Origin of the sequence: Tibeticola sediminis, assembly GCF_003843835.1 — a bacterium.
Taxonomy (GTDB): Bacteria; Pseudomonadota; Gammaproteobacteria; order Burkholderiales; family Burkholderiaceae_C; genus Tibeticola; species Tibeticola sediminis.
Genome location: NZ_RKQL01000002.1, coordinates 403,052 through 421,623, shown reverse-complemented (window position 1 = coordinate 421,623; position 18,572 = coordinate 403,052). Strand labels below are relative to the sequence as shown.

Annotated in this window: 16 protein-coding genes; 11 read left to right on the top strand and 5 right to left on the bottom strand. The window is 63.4% G+C overall.

The features are described 5' to 3' along the window. Positions 1-186: 186 nt before the first annotated feature. The 3 genes from EDC62_RS06895 to EDC62_RS06885 are packed head-to-tail and all read right to left on the bottom strand — an operon-like array spanning position 187 to position 2,685. Complete coding sequence (locus EDC62_RS06895) at positions 187-1,233, bottom strand: IS630 family transposase (RefSeq protein WP_124221950.1); 1,047 nt, start codon at positions 1,231-1,233, stop codon at positions 187-189. A gap of 59 nt (positions 1,234-1,292) precedes the next feature. Beyond that, entirely contained in the window at positions 1,293-2,210 is a 918-nt protein-coding gene (locus tag EDC62_RS06890) for an SPFH domain-containing protein (protein WP_124221947.1), read from the bottom strand. 19 nt (positions 2,211-2,229) lie between these two features. Further along, complete coding sequence (locus EDC62_RS06885; RefSeq protein WP_124221945.1) at positions 2,230-2,685, bottom strand: NfeD family protein; 456 nt, start codon at positions 2,683-2,685, stop codon at positions 2,230-2,232. Positions 2,686-2,842: 157 nt separating this feature from the next. Here EDC62_RS06885 and EDC62_RS06880 point away from each other — a divergent pair, with 157 nt between their 5' ends. Beyond that, positions 2,843-5,113, top strand: coding sequence for an arginine/lysine/ornithine decarboxylase (locus EDC62_RS06880; protein WP_124221943.1), 2,271 nt, complete (start codon positions 2,843-2,845; stop codon positions 5,111-5,113). Positions 5,114-5,216: 103 nt separating this feature from the next. Here EDC62_RS06880 and fabI read toward each other — a convergent pair whose 3' ends face one another. Continuing rightward, positions 5,217-6,032: an enoyl-ACP reductase FabI gene (gene fabI / locus EDC62_RS06875; RefSeq protein WP_124221940.1), complete on the bottom strand. Its 816-nt coding sequence runs from the start codon at positions 6,030-6,032 to the stop codon at positions 5,217-5,219. A gap of 428 nt (positions 6,033-6,460) precedes the next feature. On the opposite strand from fabI, the gene EDC62_RS06870 reads away from it, so the two are divergent. The 10 genes from EDC62_RS06870 to EDC62_RS06825 all read left to right on the top strand — a co-directional run bounded on the left by EDC62_RS06870 (position 6,461) and on the right by EDC62_RS06825 (position 17,915). Continuing rightward, positions 6,461-7,111: an LSm family protein gene (locus EDC62_RS06870; RefSeq protein ID WP_124222045.1), complete on the top strand. Its 651-nt coding sequence runs from the start codon at positions 6,461-6,463 to the stop codon at positions 7,109-7,111. 32 nt (positions 7,112-7,143) lie between these two features. Beyond that, positions 7,144-8,628, top strand: a complete 1,485-nt coding sequence (gene nusA, locus EDC62_RS06865; RefSeq protein ID WP_124221938.1) for a transcription termination factor NusA — start codon at positions 7,144-7,146, stop codon at positions 8,626-8,628. A 24-nt stretch (positions 8,629-8,652) separates the two neighbouring features. After that, positions 8,653-11,523 (top strand): translation initiation factor IF-2, encoded by a 2,871-nt coding sequence (infB, locus tag EDC62_RS06860; RefSeq protein WP_124221936.1) that lies wholly within the window; start codon positions 8,653-8,655, stop codon positions 11,521-11,523. Between the two features lie 24 nt (positions 11,524-11,547). Further along, positions 11,548-11,919, top strand: coding sequence for a 30S ribosome-binding factor RbfA (gene rbfA / locus EDC62_RS06855; protein ID WP_124221933.1), 372 nt, complete (start codon positions 11,548-11,550; stop codon positions 11,917-11,919). A 3-nt stretch (positions 11,920-11,922) separates the two neighbouring features. After that, complete coding sequence (gene truB, locus EDC62_RS06850; protein ID WP_124221930.1) at positions 11,923-12,888, top strand: tRNA pseudouridine(55) synthase TruB; 966 nt, start codon at positions 11,923-11,925, stop codon at positions 12,886-12,888. Positions 12,889-12,910: 22 nt separating this feature from the next. Beyond that, positions 12,911-14,740 carry a translational GTPase TypA gene (typA, locus tag EDC62_RS06845; protein WP_124221927.1) on the top strand — a complete coding sequence of 610 codons (1,830 nt, stop codon included), beginning with the start codon at positions 12,911-12,913 and terminating at the stop codon, positions 14,738-14,740. A gap of 67 nt (positions 14,741-14,807) precedes the next feature. Beyond that, positions 14,808-15,653, top strand: coding sequence for a DMT family transporter (locus EDC62_RS06840; protein ID WP_124222043.1), 846 nt, complete (start codon positions 14,808-14,810; stop codon positions 15,651-15,653). Continuing rightward, positions 15,646-16,746 (top strand): enoyl-CoA hydratase/isomerase family protein, encoded by a 1,101-nt coding sequence (locus EDC62_RS06835; RefSeq protein WP_124221925.1) that lies wholly within the window; start codon positions 15,646-15,648, stop codon positions 16,744-16,746. The genes EDC62_RS06840 and EDC62_RS06835 overlap by 8 nt, the downstream gene beginning before the upstream one ends. A gap of 96 nt (positions 16,747-16,842) precedes the next feature. Beyond that, complete coding sequence (locus EDC62_RS06830) at positions 16,843-17,604, top strand: hypothetical protein (RefSeq protein ID WP_124221922.1); 762 nt, start codon at positions 16,843-16,845, stop codon at positions 17,602-17,604. Positions 17,605-17,726: 122 nt separating this feature from the next. Beyond that, entirely contained in the window at positions 17,727-17,915 is a 189-nt protein-coding gene (locus tag EDC62_RS06825; RefSeq protein WP_124221919.1) for a hypothetical protein, read from the top strand. 144 nt (positions 17,916-18,059) lie between these two features. Here the strand turns inward: EDC62_RS06825 and smpB are convergent, their stop codons facing one another. Next, the gene (gene smpB, locus EDC62_RS06820) at positions 18,060-18,539 is read right to left on the bottom strand and encodes an SsrA-binding protein SmpB (RefSeq protein WP_124221916.1); all 480 of its coding nucleotides are present in this window, start codon (positions 18,537-18,539) and stop codon (positions 18,060-18,062) included. Positions 18,540-18,572 lie beyond the last annotated feature (33 nt).

Sequence of the window (18,572 nt, the reverse complement as noted above, 5' to 3'; positions counted from 1 at the left end):
CCATGGCGGGCGCCATGGCGAGGATTTGCAACGCCGCCCCCGCACCCGAGGGCGGCTCGAACGGGTGCGCAGCGCTCACCCAAGCGGTGAACGGCCTCCGCACCGAAAATTGTTGAAACATCAACACCTTGCTTTTCGCGAGAAGCGGTCAACTGCCGGATTTATTGATCCGGCACGAATATGTCTTCATGCCGCATAGCGCACGATGGGGTCCTGGAAGTAGGCCCGAACGCGCTGTGGGTTGGACTCGATGAACTGCATGTGCTGCTCGGCCGCCGCGCGCAGCTTGGGTCTGGTGCGCGCGGGCACCTTGGTGCCGATGGCGTGCTTCAGGTCGGCGTTGAGCCGCTCGTCCGGGTTGAGCTCGGGGCTGTAGCTGGGCAGGTAGAACACCTCGATGTCGGCCACGTGCTCGGCCAGCCACGCCTTGACGGGCTTACAGTGATGCACGCCCAGGTTGTCCAGGATGAGGAAGACCTTCTTACCCAGCCTGCGGCCATCGCGCACGAGCGCCTCGAAGAACTCGATGAGCCGCTCGTGGTTGAAGGCCCCGTCGATGATCATCCAGTTGGCGCGGCCCTGGTTGGTGACGGTGGAAATCATCGACAGCTTCTCGCGCGTGCCGCCCACGGCCCGCGCCACCGGCGTCTTGCCGCGCGGAGCAAAGCTCCTGCCGCGCACGTCGGTGTTCACAAGCGCCGTCTCGTCGCCCCAGTGGATCTCGGCGCCTTCGGCCTTGGCACGCTGCTCGATGGCCGGGTACTCGTGCTCGAGCCACTGCTGCACCGCCTCGGGGCGCTGCTCGTAGGCGCGCTTGATCGGCTTTTGCGGCGTGAAGCCCCAGCGCTTGAGGTAGTTGCCCACCGCGCGCACCGACAGCTTGAGCCCGCACAGCTGCTCGATGAGCTGCATGACCGCCGCGCGAGTCCACAGCGCAAAGTCCATCTTCAGCTGCTCGGGACGCTTGTCGCAGATCGTGCGGCGCACCAGTTCCTCCTGCTCGGCGCTGAGCAGCCGGCCCTGACCCGGCGAGCGTCCACGCGCTGCGGGCTTGAGCGCCGCAGCGCCGCCCGCTTCGTACAGGTCGATGGCGCGGCGCACCGCCGGGTAACTCAGCCCTGTGAGTTCGACGATGGCCATCACGCCGTAGCCCTTTCGGTGCAGCCGAACGACTTGCTTACGCCGTTCGTGAAGTTGCTCAAGCTTCTGGTAACGAGCGTCTTCCTTGTCCATGCATCTTCGACACGGATGGGCTCGAAAAGTTCAATCTTTATAGTGCCGGATCAATAGGCTCAGACCGGTCTGCGCGTGGATTCCACCATCTTCATGGCCGAGGCGATCAAGGTGGAGACCTCGCTCATGTTGCCGGGCACGACGAGCGTGGTCGTGGCGTCCGCGGCGACGCGGCTGTAGGCCTCGACGGCTTTCTCGGCCACCTTGAGTTGCACGGCCTGCTCGCCGCCGGGCTGGCGGATGGCTGCGGCGATGCGCTCGATGGCGCCCGCGGTAGCCTCGGCGACGGCGCTGATGGAGGCGGCCTCGCCCTGGGCTTTGTTGATCACGGCTTGCTTCTCGCCCTCGGAGCGCGCAATGAAGGCTTCGCGTTCGCCGGTGGCGATGTTGATTTGCTCCTGGCGGCGGCCTTCGGAGGCGGCGATCAGGGCTCGCTTCTCACGCTCGGCCGTGATCTGTTGCTGCATGGCGTGCAGGATTTCCTTCGGCGGGGTGAGGTCCTTGATCTCATAGCGCAGCACCTTGACGCCCCAGTTGAGCGCAGCCTCGTCGATGGCGGACACGACCTGCGCGTTGATCATGTCGCGCTCCTCAAAGGTCTTGTCGAGTTCGAGCTTGCCGATGACGCTGCGCAGGGAGGTTTGGGCGAGTTGCGTCACCGCCATGATGTAGTTGGATGAGCCATAGCTCGCGCGCATCGGGTCCGTGACCTGGAAGTACAGAATGCCGTCGACCTGGAGTTGGGTGTTGTCGCGCGTGATGCAGACCTGGCTGGGAACGTCGAGCGGGATTTCCTTGAGGCTGTGTTTGTAGGCCACTTTGTCGATGAACGGCAGGATGAAGTTCGGCCCCGGCGGCAGGGTGCGGTGGTATTTGCCCAGGCGCTCGACCACCCAGGCGTTCTGCTGCGGCACGACCTGAATGGCGCGGTAGATGAAGATCACCGCAATGACGAAGAGAACGATGGCAAGAGTCATGGCCAGGCTTTCGATGACGTCAATGGTCTGTTGTCGACGCGGCGGGTGAGGCCACCGGCTCGACCAGCAACCGGTTGCCGACGAGTTCGACCACGCGGTGCGGGCCGGTAGTGGCGGGGAGGTCGCCACGTCGTTGAGCGGTCCAGTTGGCCCCGCGGTAGCGGACCTGGGCGCTGCCGTCGTGATTCCAGGCGTCGATATGGACGATTTCGCCGATGTCGAGGTTGACGCTGCGCAGGCCGCGTGGCGACGGATCGCCCGCATGGCGCCGGTCGCGCAGATACCAGCCGACCACGGCGCCGCTGCCCACGAGCGCGGCAGCGACCAGTTGCCCCGTGGTGCCTGCCCCAGCGTGGGCGGCCAGGGCCCCGGCGGCCAGGCCCAGGGCAAGCATGAGCAGGTAAAAAGTACCGGTGAGCAGTTCCATCACCACGGCCGAGCCGGCCAATAGCCACCACACGGTCGATTGCGCCATGGATGTGTCCCTTTTGCAAAGTTGTCGGGATTCTGCGGCATTGGCTTGTAAACGCAAACGGCAGGTCGCACGAATTCCTTACACTTCGCGCCTGTTTCATCGCGCTCTCGCGCGTCGCTCTCTCCTTTTCTCACGCCCTGCGGGGCCGGAGCCCACCATGAAGTTTCGCTTCCCGATCGTCATCATCGACGAAGACTACCGTTCGGAGAACACGTCCGGCCTCAGTATTCGTGCGCTCGCCCAGGCCATCGAGCACGAGGGCTTCGACGTGCTCGGGGTTACGAGCTATGGCGACCTGAGCCAGTTTGCCCAGCAGCAAAGCCGCGCCAGCGCCTTCATTCTCTCGATCGACGACGAAGAATTTTCGGAGGGCCCGGACCTCGACCCGGTGGTCCTGAGTCTTCGCGCCTTCATCCAGGAGGTGCGGCGCAAGAACGCAGACGTGCCGATCTACATCTACGGCGAGACGAAGACCAGCCGGCATCTCCCAAACGACATTCTGCGCGAGCTCCACGGCTTCATCCATATGTTCGAGGACACGCCGGAGTTCGTCGCTCGGCACATCATCCGCGAAGCCAAGTCTTATCTGGAAGGGCTGCAACCGCCGTTTTTCAAGGCTTTGCTCGATTACGCCGAGGACGGGTCGTATTCCTGGCATTGCCCCGGTCACTCGGGCGGCGTGGCGTTCCTCAAAAGTCCGTTGGGCCAGATGTATCACCAGTTTTACGGTGAGAACATGCTTCGGGCCGACGTGTGCAATGCGGTCGAGGAACTGGGCCAGTTGCTCGACCACGACGGAGCGATTGGTGAAAGTGAGCGTAATGCCGCGCGCATTTTCAACGCGGATCACTGCTTCTTCGTGACCAACGGGACGAGCACCAGCAACAAGATGGTCTGGCACCACGCGGTGGCCCCCGGGGATGTCGTGGTGGTCGACCGGAACTGCCATAAGTCGGTTCTGCACGCGATCATCATGACCGGGGCCATCCCGGTGTTTTTAAAGCCGACGCGCAATCACTACGGCATCATCGGCCCGATTCCGCAAAGCGAGTTCACCCCCGAAGCCATCAAAGCGAAGATTCGGGCCAACCCTTTGCTTCGTCACATGGATGCGGAGACGGTGCGGCCACGGATCATGACGGTGACGCAGTCCACCTACGACGGCGTGCTCTACAACACGGAAACCATCAAGGAACTGCTCGACGGCTACGTCGACAACCTGCATTTCGATGAAGCCTGGCTGCCCCACGCCGCCTTTCACCCGTTTTATGGGACGTTTCACGCGATGGGAAAGAAGCGGCGCCGCCCCAAGCACGCCGTGGTCTATTCCACTCAGTCGGTTCACAAGCTTTTGGCCGGGATCAGTCAGGCGAGCCATGTGCTGGTGCAGAACTCGGAGAACGTGGAGCTCGACCGCGCTCTGTTCAACGAAGCGTACCTGATGCACACCTCGACTTCGCCGCAGTACAGCATCATTGCCAGCTGCGACGTTGCCGCCGCCATGATGGAGCCGCCCGGTGGAACGGCACTGGTCGAGGAGAGCATCGCCGAGGCGCTCGATTTCCGTCGCGCCATGCGCAAGGTCGACATGGAATATGGCGAGGACTGGTGGTTCAAGGTCTGGGGCCCGGACAAGCTCGCCGAGGAGGGGATAGGCCGCGCGCAAGACTGGGTGCTGCGCAGCGATGCCAAGGGCCGCAAGGGCGCCCGCTGGCATGGCTTTGGCGAGATCGCCGATGGGTTCAACATGCTGGACCCGATCAAATCGACCATCGTCACGCCAGGCCTGGATTTGAATGGCCGCTTTGCGAAAACCGGCATTCCCGCCAGCATCGTGACGAAGTTCTTGGCCGAGCACGGGGTGGTGGTCGAAAAGACCGGGCTCTACAGCTTCTTCATCATGTTCACCATCGGCATCACGAAGGGCCGATGGAACAGCATGTTGACCGCACTGCAGCAGTTCAAGGACGACTACGCCAAGAACCAGCCCATGGGCCGGATCATGCCGGAGTTCTGCCACAAGTTCCCGCAGTACGAACGCATGGGCCTGCGCGATCTGTGTCAGCAGATCCACGAACTCTATGCGAAATACGACATTGCTCGGCTGACGACCGAGATGTATCTGAGCGATCTGCAGCCGGCGATGACGCCGGCCGAGGCCTATGCCCATATCGCTCGGAGAAAAACCGAGCGGGTGCCGATCGACGCCCTCGAAGGGCGAATCACCGTGGGGCTGGTGACGCCTTACCCACCGGGGATTCCGTTGCTGATTCCGGGCGAGGTGTTCAACCGGCGGATCGTCGACTACCTCAAGTTTTCAAGGGAATTCAACGCGCAGTGCCCGGGCTTCGAAACCGATATCCACGGCCTTGTGGAAGAGGTCGGCAAGGACGGGGTGCGTCGGTACTACGCCGATTGCGTCCGCTGATCTGGGGTGGCTGGCCTTCGATGGCTGAGGGTCCTGGAGGGTGCCCGCTTCATGGGGCACCCCCGGACGGCCATGGCATCCATCGGCCAGGTTCGGAGCAAGCTTACTGGCCCAGTGCGTCGACGATTTCCTTTGACACGCCGGCCGTCTGGTTGTAACCGCCGTCGACATAGGTGATCTCAGCGGTGACGCCGCTGGCGAGGTCGCTCAGCAGAAAGGCCGCGACGTTGCCGACCTCTTCGATCGTTACGTTGCGACGCAAGGGCGCAGCAGCGGCCGAAACGGCCAGCAGCTTGCCGAAGTCTTTGATGCCGCTGGCCGCCAGCGTTTTGATGGGGCCGGCGCTGACACCGTTGACCCGGATGCCTCGCGGGCCCAGGGATTCGGCCAGGTAGCGAACCGAGGCTTCGAGGGAGGCTTTTGCCAGGCCCATCGTGTTGTAGTGGGGAACCGTGCGCTCCGAACCGAGATAGGTCATCGTCAGTAAGGACGCATTGGATTCGAGGTAGGGCAAGGCAGCTTTGGCCATTGCCGGAAAGCTGTAGGCGCTGATTTCGTGGGCGATGCGGTAGTTCTCGCGGGTCAGGCCATCGAGAAAGTCGCCCGAGATGGCTTCGCGGGGTGCAAAACCGATGCTGTGCACGAAACCATGAAAGCGGCCCCATGCGGCACCGAGTTGCTGGAACAGCGCTTCGATCTGTTCATCGCTCGAGACGTCGCATTCGAAGACGAGCCGAGAGCCGAATTCGGCGGCGAATTCGGTGATGCGGTCTTTGAAGCGCTCGCCGACATAGCTGAACGCGAGTTCCGCGCCTTGCGCGTGGCAAGCGCGGGCGATGCCGTAGGCGATCGACCGATTCGAGATCAAGCCGGTGATCAGCAGCTTTTTGCCAGCCAGAAAGCCGGGGGAAGCACTCATGAATGTAGTCTCCGAAGGAAGTGATGCAAAACGATCGGAATTGTCGCATGGGGCTCTGCGGCTGGCCTGGGGCGCGATGTGGCTGGCCACGACACTGCGGGCTCAGAGGCTGAGAGGGAATTGGGCGTGCCCGAAGGGGCGCCACAAAGCGCGCCCGAGTAGGCGCAAAGCACAGCCGTAGCTCGGGCTACGGCGCGCATTTGCAACGCCCTCGGGCGTGTTTTGGGACGCCAAAGCGGGCATGACCGATTCCCTCTCAGCCTCTCAGGCGCTGCGCGCCGGTGAGGCGGACAAACTGGGGGGCTTGGTGCTCGCTGATGCTATATAATCAGCGGCTCACGACCATACGGGCGGGTACTGACCGCCCGTTTTTTTTGGTCGAGCTGATTTTTCCCTACATTTCCAGTCGAGCAGCGCCTTACCGCCCCGTGGTTTTACAAAACGTCGTCCAGCAGGTTGTCACCGGACTCGGGTACGAGCTTGTGGAGATTGAACGCTCCGCTGGGGGGGTGTTGCGCATCACGATCGACTGGCCATGGGCTCCTGGCGCTGCTGAGCCGCAGTTCATCACGGTCGAGGACTGCGAGCGGGTGACGCGGCAGCTTCAGTTCGCGCTCGAGGTCGAGGGGGTCGATTATCGGCGGCTCGAAGTGTCCTCTCCGGGGATCGATCGGCCCTTGCGGGGCAAGGGCGATTTTGAACGCTACCAGGGTTCGCTGGTCGATGTCGTGCTCAAGGCGCCGATCGGCAAAGAAGCCGCTGGTGTTGCGGGGCTCGGCGCGGGTCGAAAGAAGTTTCGGGGCGTTCTGGAGCGTGTCGATGGGCCGGAAGCAGTACCGGATCGTTGGCGCATCGTCTGGAGTGACGAGCCCGCGGTCAAGCCCGGTGCCAAGGTCGGCAAGCGTCGCCGCCCGGTGACGCTGCAGGCTTTGGAGTTTGCGCTTGACGAACTTCGCGAGGCCCGACTCGCTCCGGTGGTGGATTTCAAGGGGCGTGGGTCGAAACCCGCGGAGCTGCCCCCAACTAAAAATGATGTTTTGGATGGTCGTCAGCCGCTCGCGGCGGATGATTCAGATTGATACGGCTGGATGGAGCTAGAAAGAGGCATGCCATGAATCGCGAAATGTTGATGTTGATTGATGCCATCTCGCGCGAGAAGAACGTCGAGCGCGATGTCGTTTTTGCGGCGGTCGAGGCGGCTCTGGCGCAGGCGACGAAGAAGCTTTATCCGGGCGATGTGGACATTCGGGTGTCGATCAACCGCGATACGGGCGAATACGAGACGTTCCGCCGCTGGCTGGTCGTCCCAGACGATGCAGGCTTGCAGAATCCCGACGCCGAAGAGTTGTTGATGGATGCGCGCGAGCGCGTGCCCGGTGTCGAGGTCGGTGACTACATCGAGGAGTCGATCCCCTCGGTTCCGATCGGCCGAATCGGGGCGATGGCCGCCAAACAGGTCATTCTTCAGAAGATCCGCGACGCCGAGCGGGAAATGCTGCTCAACGACTTCATGAGCCGCGGCGAAAAGATCTTCAACGGCGTCATCAAGCGTATGGACAAGGGCGACGCGATCGTCGAGTCCGGGCGCGTGGAAGGCCGGCTCAAGCGCAGCGAAATGATCCCCAAAGAGAATCTCCGCGTCGGTGACCGGGTGCGCGCGATGATCATGGAGGTCGATCTGAGCCTGCGCGGCGCGCCGATTTTGCTGTCGCGCACGGCGCCCGAATTCATGATCGAACTGTTCCGGCAGGAAGTGCCCGAGATCGAGCAAGGGCTGCTGGAGATCAAATCGTGTGCACGTGATCCGGGAAGCCGCGCCAAGATCGCGGTGTTGAGCCACGACAAGCGCATCGACCCGATCGGTACCTGCGTGGGGGTTCGGGGTTCGCGGGTGAACGCGGTGACGCAGGAACTGGCTGGCGAGCGCGTCGACATCGTCCTCTGGAGCGAGGACCCTGCCCAGTTCGTGATTGGTGCGCTGGCACCGGCCAACGTGCAGTCGATCGTGGTCGACGAGGAACGCCATGCGATGGATGTGGTGGTCGATGAGGAAAACCTGGCGATCGCGATTGGCCGCGGCGGGCAGAACGTGCGGTTGGCTTCCGAGTTGACTGGTTGGAAGATCAACATCATGGATGCGGCGGAGTCGGCGCAAAAGCACGCGGAAGAAGCCGCGGCGCTGCGGCAGCTGTTCATGGAAAAGCTCGACGTGGACCAGGAGATTGCCGACATCCTGATCGAGGAGGGCTTTTCGAGCCTCGAGGAAATCGCGTACGTGCCGTTGCAGGAGATGCTCGAGATCGAGAGCTTCGACGAGGAGACGGTCAACGAGCTCCGAGCCCGCGCCAAGGATGCGCTGCTGACGATGGAGATCGCCCGCGAGGAAAGCGTCGAAGATGTCTCGCAGGATCTGCGTACGCTCGAAGGGCTGACGCCGGAACTCATTGCCAAGCTCGCGACGCATGGCATTCATACCCGCGATGAGCTCGCCGATCTGGCGGTCGATGAACTCATGGCGATCACCGGTCAGTCGGAAGACGAAGCCAAGGCATTGATCATGAAGGCGCGCGAACACTGGTTCGCGGGCCAGGCGTAATGGTCAAGGAGGCAAGAAACACTTATGTCCAGTACCACCGTTGCCGAGTTCGCTGCTGAACTCAAGAAATCGACCGAAACGCTGCTCGAGCAGTTGCGTGCGGCCGGTGTGTCCAAACAATCGGCTTCGGATGCGCTCACGGAAGCGGACAAGGTCAAGCTGCTGGGTTACCTGCAGTCCGTCCATGGCACCGCCGGCGAGCGCAAGAAGATCACGCTGACCAAGCGATCCACCAGCGAAATCAAGCAGGCCGACGCCAGCGGTCGCGCCCGCACCATCCAGGTCGAGGTTCGCAAGAAGCGCACGTTCGTCAAGCGTGACGAGGAGCTTGCAGCACCCGCGCCTGCGCCCGCGCCAGAGCCCGTCTCCGCCGTGGCGCCCGAGGCCGACGACGCCGAGCTGGCGCGCCGCGAACAGGAAGCCCGCCAGCAGGCGGAGCTGATGCGTCGCCAGGAGGAGGAGCTCGCGGAGCGACGCCGCCAGCGTGAAGAGCAGGAGGCACGCGAGCGCGCCGCCGAGGCCGAACGCGAGGCGGCTCGGCAAGCGGCTGCCGAAGCGGCAGCCCAGACGAAAGCTGCCTCGGCCTCGAAACCGGACAACGATCAGGTTCGTGAACAGGAAGACCGCGCCAAGGCGGAGGCGGCGGCGCGCGCCGAGGCTCAGGCCAAGGCCGCAGCCGAAGCGGCGGCCCGCGCCGAAGAGGAAGCGGCGCGCCTGCGCGAGCTCAATGAGCGGCGTGCCAAGGCCTTGGCGGAGGCCGAGGCCATTCGGGCCATGATGAACGCCCCGAAGAAGGTTCTGGTCGCCAAAAAGCCCGAAGAGACCAAGCCGGCGGCCAAAGCAGCTGATGCGGGGCTCAAGGGTACGCTACACAAGCCGGCCGCCGCTGCAGGCGCGACCGCGGCCCGTACGGGTGCAGCACCTGCCGGTGGTGGTGCGAACAAAGAGGTGAAATCGGCCAAGCTTTCGTCGAGCTGGGCCGGAGAGCCTGGCAAGAAGAAGGCCTTGCCCACGCGAGGCGACACTTCCGGGGGTGTCGGTCGTGGCAGTTGGCGCGGCGGCCCCAAGGGCGGCGGTCGGCGCGGCGAGCGCGATCGTCAGGATGGTTCGAATGCGTCGATGCAAACCAGCGAGCAACGGGTGCTCGAGGTTCATGTGCCCGAGACGATCACCGTCGCCGAGCTGGCGCACAAGATGGCGGTGAAGGCGTCGGAGGTCATCAAGCAGTTGATGAAGCTCGGCCAGATGGCCACCATCAACCAGCCGCTGGACCAGGACACGGCCATGATCGTGGTCGAGGAGATGGGCCACAAGGCGGTCGTTGCGGCGCTCGATGACCCGGAAGCATTCATCGACGAGGAAGGCGCACAGCAGCAGGCCGAGGCCTTGCCGCGCCCACCGGTGGTGACCGTGATGGGTCACGTCGACCACGGCAAGACGTCTTTGCTGGACTACATCCGCCGCTCCAAAGTGGCTGCCGGCGAGGCCGGGGGGATCACGCAGCACATTGGCGCGTATCACGTCGAGACGCCGCGTGGGGTGATCACCTTCCTGGATACGCCGGGTCACGAGGCTTTCACGGCCATGCGGGCCCGCGGGGCGAAGGCGACCGACATCGTGATTCTGGTCGTCGCAGCGGACGACGGCGTGATGCCGCAAACCCGCGAGGCGATCAAGCACGCGAAAGCGGCCGGCGTGCCCATCGTGGTGGCGATCAACAAGATCGATAAGCCCGACGCGAACCCCGAGCGGGTCAAGAACGAGCTGGTCGTGGAAGAGGTCGTGCCCGAAGAGTTTGGAGGCGACTCGCCGTTCGTACCCGTATCTGCCAAGACCGGCCAGGGCATCGATGAGTTGCTCGAACAGGTGCTGTTGCAGGCCGAAGTACTCGAGCTCAAGGCGCCGGTCGATGCGATGGCCAAGGGCATCGTGATCGAAGCGCGTCTCGACAAAGGCCGCGGCCCCCTGGCGACCGTGCTGGTGCAGTCCGGCACGCTCAAGGTCGGGGATGTGGTTCTGGCTGGGCAGACCTATGGACGGGTGCGTGCCATGCTCGATGAGAATGGCAAGCCGATCAAGTCCGCGGGGCCGTCGATTCCGGCCGAGGTGCAGGGCTTGACCGAGGTGCCGCAGGCAGGCGACGAGTTCATCGTCATGTCCGACGAACGTCGGGCGCGCGAAATCGCCACCTATCGCGCCGGGAAGTTCCGCAACACCAAGCTGGCACAGCAGCAGGCCGCGAAGCTCGAAAACATGTTTGCGAACATGGCGGCGGGCGAGGTCAAGACGCTTCCGATCATCATCAAGGCGGATGTTCAGGGCTCGCAAGAGGCGCTGTCCCAGGCTCTGTTGAAGCTCTCGACCGACGAGGTGAAGATTCAGCTCGTCTACGCGGGTGTGGGCGGCATCAGCGAGTCGGACGTGAACCTGGCGATTGCATCGAAGGCGATCATCATTGGTTTCAACACCCGCGCCGATGCCAACGCCCGCAAGCTCGCCGAAAACAGCGGCGTCGAGATTCGTTACTACAGCATCATTTACGACGCCGTCGACGATTTGAAGGTGGCGATGTCGGGCATGCTGGCGCCGGAGCGTCGTGAAGAGGTGATCGGGACGGCAGAGATCCGCACGGTTTTCGTGGCTTCGAAGATCGGCACGGTGGCGGGCTGTCTGGTCACGTCGGGCATGGTGCATCGCAATGCCCACTTCCGCCTGCTGCGCGACAACGTGGTGATCTATACCGGCGAGATCGAGTCGCTCAAGCGCCTCAAGGACGATGTGCGCGAGGTTCGCGAGGGCTTCGAGTGCGGGATCAAGCTGAAGAACTACAACGACATCAAGGAAGGCGACCAGCTCGAGTTCTTCGATGTCAAGGAAGTCGCTCGGACGCTGTGATTGGCGCCTGTCGCTGGTTTTGAGATGAAAAGGAAGTCCACCACCCCCAATCGAGGCTACCGCGTGGCCGACCAGATCCAGCGGGATCTGGCCGAGCTGATTCCGCGCGAAGTCAAGGATCCGCGGGTGGGCTTTGTCACCATCCAATCGGTGGAAGTGACGCCCGATTACGCCCATGCCAAGGTGTACTTCAGCGTGCTGACCGGCGACGCCGAAGCGAGCGCCGAAGGGCTCAACGCGGCGGCTGGCTATCTGCGTTCCTTGCTCTTCAAGCGGCTGCACATCCACACGGTGCCCACGCTGCATTTCGTGTACGACCGCACACCGGAGCGCGCGGCCGACATGAACGCGTTGATTTCCAAGGCCGTTGCTTCGCGTGCGAAGGACGAGGGGTAACACATGCCGCGTTCGCGCACTCGGGTGCCGCGGCGCCCGGTGCATGGGGTGCTGCTGCTCGACAAGCCGCTGGGCCTGTCGAGCAATGATGCGCTGCAGCGGGTGAAGTGGCTGCTTCGGGCCGAGAAGGCGGGCCATACCGGCACCTTGGATCCGCTGGCTTCCGGGGTGCTGCCGGTGTGTTTCGGCGCGGCAACGAAGTTCAGCCAGCTTCATCTCGATGCCGACAAGACTTATCACGCGCGCTTGCGCTTAGGGGTCCAGACGACGACCGGAGACGCGGAAGGCGAAGTCGTTCGCGTGCGCCCGATCGTGCACGATGCCGATGACATCCACCGCGTTCTTGCCCAGTTTACGGGGCCGATTCTGCAGGTGCCGCCGATGCACAGCGCACTCAAGCACGATGGGCGGGCGCTGTATGAATATGCCCGCGAGGGAGTCGCCGTCGAGCGCGAGGCACGCCCGGTCACGATTTTCGAGCTTCAATGGCTGGATGCCGGCGCAAATCAAGGCTTTGATGCTATAGAAATCAGAGTCAAATGCAGCAAGGGAACCTACATCCGTACCTTGGCCGAGGACATCGGCGAGGCGCTCGGCTGTGGCGCCCACCTGACGGCGCTGCGGCGGGTGGCCACGGGACCGTTCGCCCTCGATGCAGCGCTGACCCTGGAGCAGATCGAGACCTGCGCGGAAGACGAGCGGCTGGGCTTGCTTCGGCCGGTGGAGGATCTGCTCTCAGGCTGTCCCCCAGTCGTGCTTTCCAGCGAGGATGCGGGGCGTTTTCTGAGCGGGATGCGTCGGCGGGGCGCGTGGCCGGACGCGCCCTTGGTGGCGGTCTACGGGAGCCAGCCGCGCGCGCTGCTGGGCACGGGTGAGGTTCGCGGCGGGGAGCTGATTCCGCGGCGGCTTTTGAGCCCGGTCGAAATTGAACAGATTTTGGAAATTTTGGAAACGCCTGCGGGCGATTGAGCCCTAGGGCAGAGGAAATGGCATGACGAGACAGATTCGAAACATCGCGATCATCGCGCACGTGGACCACGGCAAAACCACCATGGTCGACCAATTGCTGCGCCAGTCGGGCACCTTTGCCGAGCACGAGAAGGTCGTCGACACGGTGATGGACAACAACGCCCTAGAGCGCGAGCGCGGCATCACCATCCTGGCGAAGAACTGCGCCGTGAGCTGGAAAGGCACCCACATCAACATCGTCGACACGCCCGGCCACGCGGACTTTGGCGGTGAGGTCGAGCGCGCGCTGTCCATGGTCGACGGCGTGGTGCTGCTGATCGACGCGCAGGAAGGGCCGATGCCGCAGACGCGCTTCGTCACCAAAAAAGCGCTGGCATTGGGGCTCAAGCCCATCGTCGTGGTCAACAAGGTTGACAAGCCTGGCGCCAATTGCGACCGCGTCATCAACGCGGCGTTCGACCTGTTCGACAAGCTCGGGGCGACCGACGAGCAGCTCGATTTCCCGGTGGTTTATGCCTCGGGCATCAACGGCTGGTCTTCGCTCGAAGAGGGCGAGCCCGGCGAGCAGTGGGGGCCAGATATGTCGGCGCTGTTCGACACGATCTTGAAGCATGTTCCGGCCCACGAGGGTGACCCGCAGGCGCCGCTGCAGCTGCAGATTTCGGCGCTCGACTACAACAGCTTCGTCGGCCGCATCGGCGTGGGTCGCATCAACGCCGGCACCGTGCGGCCGGGCATGGATGTGTTGGTAATGGAGGGGCCCGACGGACGTAGCTTCAAGGGCCGCATCAACCAGGTCTTGACCTTCCAAGGGCTGGACCGCATCCAGGTCACCGAAGCCGGGCCAGGTGACATCGTGCTCGTCAACGGCATCGCCGATCTGGGCATCGGCGTGACCATTACCGACCCCGAGCGTCCCGCGCCGCTGCCGATGTTGCGGGTCGATGAGCCCACGCTGACGATGAATTTCTGCGTCAACACCAGCCCGCTGGCCGGGCGCGAGGGCAAGTTCGTCACCAGCCGCCAACTCTGGGACCGTCTGCAGAAGGAGCTGCAATCCAACGTCGCGCTGCGCGTGCGCGAGACGGACGAAGAGGGCGTGTTCGAAGTCTCGGGCCGCGGGGAGCTGCACCTGACCATTTTGCTCGAGAACATGCGGCGCGAAGGCTACGAACTCGCCGTGTCCAAGCCGCGCGTGGTGTTCAAGGAGATCGACGGCGTCAAATGCGAGCCGATCGAGCTCGTGACGGTGGACATCGAGGAGCAGCACCAGGGGGGCGTGATGCAGGCGCTGGGCGAGCGCAAAGGCGAACTCATCAACATGGAGCCCGACGGCCGAGGGCGCGTGCGGCTCGAGTACCGCATCCCGGCGCGCGGCCTGATTGGTTTCTCGAATGAGTTCCTCAACCTCACACGTGGCAGTGGGCTGATCTCGAACATCTTCGACCGCTACGAGCCGCACAAGGGGGAGATCGGCGGGCGGAAAAACGGTGTGCTGATCTCGATGGACGACGGCGAAATCTTCACCTACGCGCTCGGCAAACTCGACGATCGCGGCCGTATGTTCGTGAAGGCCGGCGACCCGGTTTATGAAGGCATGATCGTCGGCATCCACAACCGCGAGAACGATCTGGTCGTCAACGCGACGCGCACCAAGCAGCTCACCAACTTCCGGGTCAGCGGCAAGGAGGACGCGATCAAGATCACCCCGCCGATCGAGCTCACGTTGGAATACGGCGTCGAGTTCATCGACGACGATGAGCTGGTCGAGATCACACCCAAGAGCATCCGACTGCGCAAGCGTTACCTCAAGGAACATGAACGCAAACGCGCCAGCCGCGAAGGAGCCTGAGTCCGCCGAAGGCTCTGCGAGCGCCGCACGAGGCGCCGGCCTCAGCCACGCGCAGGCCGTGGCGCTGATGGTGCTGGTGACGCTGCTTTGGTCGACCGCCGGCGTGGTGACGCGCCATCTGGAGCAGGCGCGCAGCTGGGAGGTGACCTTCTGGCGCAGCTTTTTCACCGTGCTCAGCCTCCTGGTGCTGCTGCCGCTCACGCAGGGCAGGGGCGTGTATGCGCGCATGCGCAAGGGCGGTTGGGCCTTGTGGCTGTCGGGCCTGTGCTGGGCGGGCATGTTTACGTTTTTCATGCTCGCCATCACGCTCACGACCGTGGCCAATGTCCTCGTGACCATGGCGCTCGCCCCATTGTTCACGGCGCTTGCCTCGCGTGTTTTCATTGGCCACCGGCTGCCCGTGCGCACCTGGCTTGCCATTGTCGTGGCGGGCCTCGGTATTGCCACCATGTACGGGACCCGGCTCGCGCAAGGCGCGAACTTCTGGGGTACGCTGGTGGCGCTGCTCGTGCCACTCTCGGGGGCGGCCAATTGGACGCTGACGCAGCATGCGCACGCACAGGGGCAGGAGGTCGATTTGATCCCCGCGGTGCTCATCGGCGCGGTGGTTTCGAGCCTGGTCACGCTGCCATTGGCCTGGCCGTTTCAGGCCAGCGCGCATGATCTGACGCTGCTCGCGGCGCTGGGTCTGTTCCAACTGGCGATTCCGTCGTCGCTCGCCGTGGTTTGCACCCGCGCGCTCATGGCACCCGAGGTGGCACTGCTGGGTCTGCTGGAGGTGATCTTCGGCATTCTGCTGGCCTGGCTCGGCGCGGGCGAACGCCCCGGGGCGGAGGTGCTCACCGGTGGCGCGCTCGTCATCAGCGCGCTGTTGTTCAACGAATGGTTCGGATGGAGGCAAAACCGTGCCTGAAGAAGTGCTGCTCGAACTGCGTGGCCGCGTTGGCTGCATCACGCTCAACCGGCCCAAGGCGCTCAACGCCTTGTCGCTGGAGATGATCCGCGCGCTCACGGGCGCTTTGCTCGAGTGGCGCAGCGATCCGGCGGTGCTGGCCGTCGCGGTTCGTGGCATGGGAAAAGACGGGCCGTTCGGGGCCTTTTGCGCCGGCGGCGACATCCGCTTCTTCCACCGCGCGGCCTTGGAGGGCGATCCGCGGCTCGAGGACTTCTTTACCGAGGAGTACAGCCTCAACCACCTCATCCACACCTATCCCAAGCCGTATATCGCGCTGATGGACGGCGTGGTCATGGGTGGCGGCATGGGCATCAGCCAGGGCGCGAGCCTGCGCGTGACCACGCAGCGCACCCGCATGGCCATGCCCGAGACGCAGATCGGCTTGTTTCCCGATGTCGGCGGCGGCTACTTCCTCAGCCGTTGCCCGGGACATCTCGGCGAATATCTGGCGCTGACCGGCCAGACACTCAGTGGCAGCGACGCGGTCTACGCCGCCTTGGCCGATGGCTGCATGGAAGCCGCGCGGCTGGAGGTGTTGTGGGACACGCTACAGCACACGCCGTTTGAGTCCGGCGCGGCCGTCGAGCATTGGATTCGTACGTTTTTTGTAGCAAACACCGACCGTTTCACGCTGGCGTTGCCGAAAATCAATGCCTATTTCGGCTTGGAAACGCTGCCCCAGATCGTGCATGCGCTCGAAGCCGCCACCAGCGACGCCTGGGCGCAGGAGACGGCCGCCGTGCTGCGCAAGCGTTCGCCGCTGATGCTGCATGTCGTGCTCGAACAAATCCGCCGCGCGCGCTCGATGGGCCTGGCCGACGACCTGCGCATGGAACGCGACCTGGTGCGCCACTGCTTCGACATGGCCCACCTTGGGCGCCGCGGCGCGACGAGCGAAACCGTCGAAGGTGTGCGCGCCCTCGCCATCGACAAAGACCACAACCCGCGCTGGAATCCGGCCCGGATCGAAGACATCACTCCCGAGATGGTCGCCCCGTTCTTCATCAGCCCGTGGCCCGCATGGGCGCATCCCTTGCGCACGCTGGCTTGAGGTCGGGCTGACCCAGCTTCGCGCGCGCATCCGGCCTGCAGCTGCCTAGGCGTCAAGTCCCGGAAGATCCATGCGATTAAAACGAAAGGAAGGACCTTGTCACTCGTACTGTCACTGGCAACACTGTTCGGCAAGCCTGCTGCCGAAAGGTTGATCCAAGCCTTGGGAAGCCGCAAGGATGGCTCTAAACGCCTGGAACAGGCCGCCACAGCCATGGCCAGCGGAGCCACTGCCATAGAAGCCCTGAAGCAGGCATTCGGCAAAGACTTTCTGGCCACCGTCAACGAGGTAGTGGGCACATCCAAGGCGGCCTTCACCTACGAGGCAGGCACCCAACACTACATCCGTCAGGAAGATGCTAGCTTGCCCGCTGCACAGGTGTTACGGGATGAGCTGAACATCAACCTGGACCGCCTGACCCTGCTGGAGGCTAAAGGCAAAGACCTCAAGAACCAAGCCCTGGGCGTGGTAGCCGTCTGGGGCAAACGGTGTCTTGACCTGTACGGCGACACCCACAAAGCGGACATTGCATCCACCCTGAAAGCCATGCATGACCTGCTGACAGGCGATTCACGTAACTACCGGCAAATCTATGAACTGCTGTCCACCACAGGCCTGGGTGGTGTGGGCGCTTTGATGGTCATTGCTGGCGTCCTGGTGGCCACTGGAACCGGCGTCGGCATCGCCACGGCCATTTCCACATTCGTCTTTGGCATCCCCTGGATCACCGTGGGTGCCTTGGTGCTTCCCGGAGCGCTTTTGGTCGTGATGGCTGCCAAGAAAGCCCGTCCGGTAGATGACATTTCCCTGTCCGTTGCACTGGCTTACAAGCTGCTGGAGCGATTGGAAAAGCCCTGATTTTTTCAACTGATTTTTAAAGGAGGTAATTCGATGAGTGTTCGTTTCGTGAGTATGCTGGCTGGGGCAGCCTTGATCCTAAATCCGGCAGTTGACCGCTTTTCGCTGAATGCAAGGTGTTGATGTTTGAACAGTTTTCGGCACGGAGGCCGTTCACCGTTTGGGTGAGCGCTGCGCACCCGTTCGAGTCGCCCTCGGGCGCGGGGGCGGCGTTGCAAATCCTCGCCATGACACCCGCCATGGCTGTGGTTTGCGCCTTGCCCGCGCGCCCGATGACGACCTGCCCGGGCGCGCCCAACTGCCGGATTTAGGCTGAGAGCAGGGCAAGGGTGAGGGTGGCGGTGGCGTAAAGGTGTTTCATGAGCGACTCCGGTTGGTGGGGGGATCGAATGACAGCAGGGCTGTCCTCTCATGAACACGCGCTGAGTGGGTTTTATTCCCGCGCCAGCAAAAAATTACCGGTGGCGCGACTTCATCGCTCGCTCCACCTCGCGCTTGCCCTCGCGCTCCTTGATGGTGTCGCGCTTGTCGTGCTCGGCCTTGCCTTTGGCCAGACCGATTTCGCATTTCACGCGGCCGTTCTTCCAGTGCAGGTTCAGCGGGACGAGGGTGTAGCCCTTCTGCTCGACCTTGCCGACGAGGCGCCGGATTTCATCCTTGTGCAGCAGCAGCTTGCGGGTGCGGGTCGGGTCTGCGGTGACGTGGGTGGAGGCGGTCCTCAAAGGGGTGATTTGGCAGCCGATCAGAAACAGCTCGCCGTTGCGGATGACCACATAGCCATCGGTGAGCTGCACTTTGCCCGCGCGCAGGGCTTTGACCTCCCAGCCCTCGAGCACCATGCCCGCCTCGAAGCGCTCTTCGATGAAGTAGTTGAAGGCCGCCTTTTTGTTCTCGGCGATGCGGGTGTTGGATGCAGTGTTTTTGGAGGTGGCCATGAGGGAAGGCGGATCGTGCGGGCGGGCGGCCTC

Coding starts and splice junctions, on each gene's coding strand:
- EDC62_RS06895 (WP_124221950.1), bottom strand. CDS start 1,233: ATGGACAAGGAAGACGCTCGTTACCAGAAGCTTGAGCAACTTCACGAA.
- EDC62_RS06890 (WP_124221947.1), bottom strand. CDS start 2,210: ATGACTCTTGCCATCGTTCTCTTCGTCATTGCGGTGATCTTCATCTAC.
- EDC62_RS06885 (WP_124221945.1), bottom strand. CDS start 2,685: ATGGCGCAATCGACCGTGTGGTGGCTATTGGCCGGCTCGGCCGTGGTG.
- EDC62_RS06880 (WP_124221943.1), top strand. CDS start 2,843: ATGAAGTTTCGCTTCCCGATCGTCATCATCGACGAAGACTACCGTTCG.
- fabI (WP_124221940.1), bottom strand. CDS start 6,032: ATGAGTGCTTCCCCCGGCTTTCTGGCTGGCAAAAAGCTGCTGATCACC.
- nusA (WP_124221938.1), top strand. CDS start 7,144: ATGAATCGCGAAATGTTGATGTTGATTGATGCCATCTCGCGCGAGAAG.
- infB (WP_124221936.1), top strand. CDS start 8,653: ATGTCCAGTACCACCGTTGCCGAGTTCGCTGCTGAACTCAAGAAATCG.
- rbfA (WP_124221933.1), top strand. CDS start 11,548: ATGAAAAGGAAGTCCACCACCCCCAATCGAGGCTACCGCGTGGCCGAC.
- truB (WP_124221930.1), top strand. CDS start 11,923: ATGCCGCGTTCGCGCACTCGGGTGCCGCGGCGCCCGGTGCATGGGGTG.
- typA (WP_124221927.1), top strand. CDS start 12,911: ATGACGAGACAGATTCGAAACATCGCGATCATCGCGCACGTGGACCAC.
- EDC62_RS06840 (WP_124222043.1), top strand. CDS start 14,808: ATGGTGCTGGTGACGCTGCTTTGGTCGACCGCCGGCGTGGTGACGCGC.
- EDC62_RS06825 (WP_124221919.1), top strand. CDS start 17,727: ATGTTTGAACAGTTTTCGGCACGGAGGCCGTTCACCGTTTGGGTGAGC.
- smpB (WP_124221916.1), bottom strand. CDS start 18,539: ATGGCCACCTCCAAAAACACTGCATCCAACACCCGCATCGCCGAGAAC.